Consider the following 4,238-nt stretch of genomic DNA (forward strand, 5'->3'; position numbering starts at 1 on the left):
GCACAGGGGCCCCGGCCGACGGGCCGGCCGTGAACCGGACGGCCGAACGACCCCCGCCCGGGCGGGGTTTCGTACGCTGGCGGCCGTGATCGATTCACATACATGTCCGCGTCGCCCGGCCCTCGCTCGACCTGGCGGCCGCCGAGCGGTTCTACGTCGACGGGCTCGGGCTGACCGTGCAGTGGCGTAGCGCGGAGAGCGTCGCCGGGGAGCACGACCTGCTGATGGTCGGACCGGCCGGGGGCGGCTGGCACTTCGAGCTCACCCGTGACGCCTCGAACCCGATCCTGCCCGTGCCCACCGTCGACGACCTGTTCGTGGTCTACCTCGGCGAGGCCCCCGACGAGGCCCTCGTCCAGCGCCTGGTCGAGCACGGCGGGACCCGCGTCGCCGCCCACAACCCGTACTGGGACGAGTGGGGAGTCACCGTCGCCGACCCCGACGGCTACCGGCTGGTGCTCTGCTCCCGCACTTGGGGCCAGGCCGTCACTTCCTCGTAGGCCGGCCTGCCGCGTGACCACGGGCGCCGACCCTGATCGATGGCCGGTCCTGGTCCGCGGACGGCACACCCGCCCCGAGACAGCTGCACCCTCTCGGCTTGGCGGCGTTCCTGATCGAGGCGGCTGCGGGCCGCACGGCGGTTGCCCTAAGGGGTGCCGTCCGGGGGCGTGCCCGGTTTCGTGTGGAGGACCTCGCGCGCCTGTTCCGCGGCGCGGGTCAGGCTCTCGGAGACGAAGTCCATGAAGCGGGCGATGTTCTCCAGGCGGTTGGCGGCCGGGGTGTCGGGGCCGAGGATGCTGACGCCCTGGCGTGCGGTTTCTATGATCTGGGCGTTGGCGCGGGCGCTGGCGATCATCGCCTGGTACCAGACGTCGTCGTCGACGAAGTAGCGCTCGCGGCGGCGTTCGTCGCGTTCCCTGCTGACGAGGCCCTGGCCCTCCAGGAACGTGATCGCCTTGGAGATGGACGCCGGGCTGACCCCGAGGCGCTGGACGAGTTCGGACGCGGTGAGGCTGCCCGTGTCCGTGATGTAGAGGCAGGACATCACGCGGGCCATCATCTTGGGCGTGCCCGCCTGGATGAGGACGTCGGTGAACACGTCCTCGAACTCGCGCACCGCTTCGGGGTCGCGTCCGTGGGCCTGCGGGAGCGCCTCCGGGCCCCGGGGGGCGGTCTGGCTGCGCCGGTGGGCGCGGCGTTCGGTGGCGCGGTGGGCCAGGTCGGCCCGGTAGGCGGTGGGGCCGCCGTTGCGCATCACCTCCCGCGAGATGGTCGAGGTGGGGCGGTCGAGGCGCCTGGCGATCTCGGCGTAGGCGAGGCCGTCGGCCAATCCCAGTGCGATGTGCTGGCGTTCCTGCTGATTGAGCCTGCCTCCCGGCATCGCGGTCTCCTTCGTGGTCCGTGGCATCTCCCACTATAGCGTTCACTTCCATTCCATTGCAACGATCCGACTGCGCACTGTTGCGTTAAGCGTGAGACCATTGCAATGAAATCTCCGCTCTGACCTGCTGTGACATGGATAGAACGCAACGAGACCGTTGCCAGATCATTGAACGCAACGTAGCTTTTCATTCATCAGAAACCGCGGGGCGCACGGAGCGCAGCCGCCGCCGATGAAGGAGAAGTACCGTGCAGAAGTTCGCCACCACCGCCCCGATCGCCGCCATCCTCGACATCCCCGCCGGCCTCATCCGGTTCATCGCCGCCGACCGGGCCGACACCACCGTCGAGATCCTCCCCGCCGACGCCTCCAAGGGCCGCGACGTGAAGGCCGCCGAGCAGACCACCGCCGACTACCGCGACGGCGTCCTGCGGATCGCCGCCGCACCCGCCAAGAACCGGTTCCTCGGCAACTCGGGCTCCGTCGAGATCACCGTCCAGCTGCCCGCCGGCTCCCGCGTCGAGGCGAAGACCGCGGCCGCCGAGTTCCGCGGCGTCGGACGCCTCGGCGACGTCGCCTTCGAGGGCGCCCAGGCCACCGTCAAGCTCGACGAGACCGCGAGCGCCCACCTCACCCTCATGGCCGGCGATGTCTTCGTCGGCCGCCTCGGCGGCCCCGCGCGGATCAGCACCCAGAAGGGCGACCTGCAGATCACCGAAGCCCTGCACGGCACCGTCGAACTCACCACCCAGGCGGGCGACATCACCGTCGGAGTCGCCCGCGGAGTCTCCGCCACCCTCGACGCCGGCACCGCCCACGGCCGCGTCCACAACGCCCTCACCAACACCGACGGCGCAGCCGCCGGCCTGAACATCCGCGCCACCACCTCCTACGGCGACATCACCGCCCGCAGCATCTGACCCGTAGTCACCGCCTCGAACGGAGCACTCCTCATGACCGACCTGGCCATCGCGGCGAACGGGCTGCGAAAGTCCTACGGCGACAAGCTCGTTCTCGACGGGATCGACCTCGCGGTCCCCGCCGACACGGTCTTCTCCCTGCTCGGCCCGAACGGCGCCGGCAAGACCACCGCCGTCAAGATCCTCTCCACCCTCCTCGGCGCGGACCCGGGCACCGGAGCCATCCACATCAACGGCCACGACCTGGCCGCCGACCCGCAGGCCGTACGCGCCTCGATCGGTGTCACCGGCCAGTTCTCCGCCGTCGACGGCCTGATCACCGGCGAGGAGAACATGCTCCTCATGGCCGACCTGCACCACCTCTCCCGCCGCGAGGGACGGCGGGTGGCCGGCGAACTCCTGGAACGCTTCGACCTGGCCGAGGCCGCCAGGAAGCCCGCCGCCGGCTACTCCGGCGGCATGAAGCGCCGCCTCGACATCGCGATGACGCTGGTCGGCGACCCGCGGATCATCTTCCTCGACGAGCCCACGACCGGCCTCGACCCGCGCAGCCGCCACACCATGTGGCAGATCATCCGCGAACTCGTCACGGGCGGCGTCACCGTCTTCCTCACCACCCAGTACCTGGAGGAGGCCGACCAGCTCGCCGACCGCATCGCCGTGCTCAACGACGGCAGGATCGCCGCCCAGGGCACCGCCGACGAGCTGAAGCGGCTGATCCCCGGCGGACACGTCCGGCTCCGCTTCACCGACCCGGCCGCCTACCGGTCCGCGACCCTCGCCCTGCACGAGGTCACCCGGGACGACGAGGCACTGGCGCTGCAGATCCCCAGCGACGGCAGCCAGCGCGCACTGCGGGCGGTCCTCGACCGGCTGGAGGCCGCCGGCATCGAGGCGGACGAACTGACCGTGCACACGCCCGACCTCGACGACGTGTTCTTCGCCCTCACCGGCCCGGCCGACATCCCCCACCAGTCCAAGGAGAACGTCCGATGAGCTCCCTCTCCCTCGCCGTGCGCGACTGCTCCACGATGCTGCGCCGCAACCTCCTGCACGCCCGGCGCTACCCGTCGCTGACGCTGAACCTGCTGCTCACCCCGGTCATGCTCCTGCTGCTCTTCGTCTACATCTTCGGCGACGTGATGAGCGCCGGCATGGCGGGCGGCGGCGCCGACCGCTCCGACTACATCGCCTACGTCGTCCCGGGCGTCCTCCTGATGACCATCGGCAGCACCGTCATCGGAGCCGCGGTGTCCGTCTCCACCGACATGTCCGAGGGCATCATCGCCCGCTTCCGCACCATGGCGATCCACCGCGGATCCGTGCTCGTCGGGCACGTCGTCGGCAGCGTCCTGCAGTCACTCGCCAGCGTGGTCCTCGTCGGCGCCGTCGCCGTGGCCATCGGCTTCCGGTCCACCGACGCCACGGCCCTGGAGTGGCTGGCCGCGTTCGGTCTGATCGCGCTCTTCGCCCTGGCGCTCACCTGGATCGCCGTCGGGATGGGCATGGCCAGCCCGAACGCCGAGGCCGCCAGCAACAGCGCGATGCCACTGATCCTGCTGCCCCTCATCTCCAGCGCGTTCACCCCGGTCGAGGCGATGCCGGGCTGGTTCCAGCCGATCGCCCGGTACCAGCCGTTCACGCCGGCCATCGAGACGCTGCGCGGCCTGCTGCTCGGTACCGAGATCGGCTCCGCCGGATGGCTCGCGGTCGCCTGGTCCATCGGCCTGGCGGTGCTCGGTTACCGCTGGTCGGCGGCTTCGTTCAACCGCGATCCGAAGTAGGCGGTACGAGCGTGCGGGTCTCCTCCCGCGGAATCGTCCCGCCCCCGGGCGGCGTACACCGACACGGCGGTCGGCGTACGCCCCCCGTCGGCGTTCCGGGCCGCCGCACGGGCCGCGTCCGGTGGCGGACCCACGTAACCCACGTACGGGGAG

Annotated in this window: 5 protein-coding genes; 4 read left to right on the forward strand and 1 reads right to left on the reverse strand. The window is 70.9% G+C overall.

Going from position 1 to position 4,238, the window contains the following annotated elements; genetic code table 11:
- The first annotated feature begins 92 nt into the window (after positions 1-92).
- Positions 93-500, forward strand: a complete 408-nt coding sequence (locus tag ACWGIU_RS31175; RefSeq protein WP_453711444.1) for a VOC family protein — start codon at positions 93-95, stop codon at positions 498-500.
- 146 nt (positions 501-646) lie between these two features.
- On the opposite strand, the gene ACWGIU_RS31180 is transcribed toward ACWGIU_RS31175, so the two are convergent.
- Positions 647-1,381, reverse strand: a complete 735-nt coding sequence (locus ACWGIU_RS31180; RefSeq protein ID WP_453711437.1) for a helix-turn-helix domain-containing protein — start codon at positions 1,379-1,381, stop codon at positions 647-649.
- Positions 1,382-1,629: 248 nt separating this feature from the next.
- Here ACWGIU_RS31180 and ACWGIU_RS31185 point away from each other — a divergent pair, with 248 nt between their 5' ends.
- From ACWGIU_RS31185 to ACWGIU_RS31195, 3 genes are read left to right on the forward strand one after another with little or no spacing between them, the layout of a single operon-like run.
- Positions 1,630-2,301 carry a DUF4097 family beta strand repeat-containing protein gene (locus tag ACWGIU_RS31185; RefSeq protein WP_453711439.1) on the forward strand — a complete coding sequence of 224 codons (672 nt, stop codon included), beginning with the start codon at positions 1,630-1,632 and terminating at the stop codon, positions 2,299-2,301.
- Between the two features lie 33 nt (positions 2,302-2,334).
- Positions 2,335-3,297 carry an ATP-binding cassette domain-containing protein gene (locus tag ACWGIU_RS31190; RefSeq protein ID WP_453711441.1) on the forward strand — a complete coding sequence of 321 codons (963 nt, stop codon included), beginning with the start codon at positions 2,335-2,337 and terminating at the stop codon, positions 3,295-3,297.
- Entirely contained in the window at positions 3,294-4,085 is a 792-nt protein-coding gene (locus ACWGIU_RS31195; protein WP_453711443.1) for an ABC transporter permease, read from the forward strand. The genes ACWGIU_RS31190 and ACWGIU_RS31195 overlap by 4 nt, the downstream gene beginning before the upstream one ends.
- The last annotated feature ends 153 nt before the right edge of the window (positions 4,086-4,238 follow it).

Source organism: Streptomyces sp. NPDC054840 (assembly GCF_053611065.1).

Bases quoted from the DNA above. Each gene is read 5' to 3' on its own strand.
- ACWGIU_RS31195 (WP_453711443.1), top strand. From the start codon at position 3,294: ATGAGCTCCCTCTCCCTCGCCGTGCGCGACTGCTCCACGATGCTGCGC.
- ACWGIU_RS31190 (WP_453711441.1), top strand. From the start codon at position 2,335: ATGACCGACCTGGCCATCGCGGCGAACGGGCTGCGAAAGTCCTACGGC.
- ACWGIU_RS31180 (WP_453711437.1), bottom strand. From the start codon at position 1,381: ATGCCGGGAGGCAGGCTCAATCAGCAGGAACGCCAGCACATCGCACTG.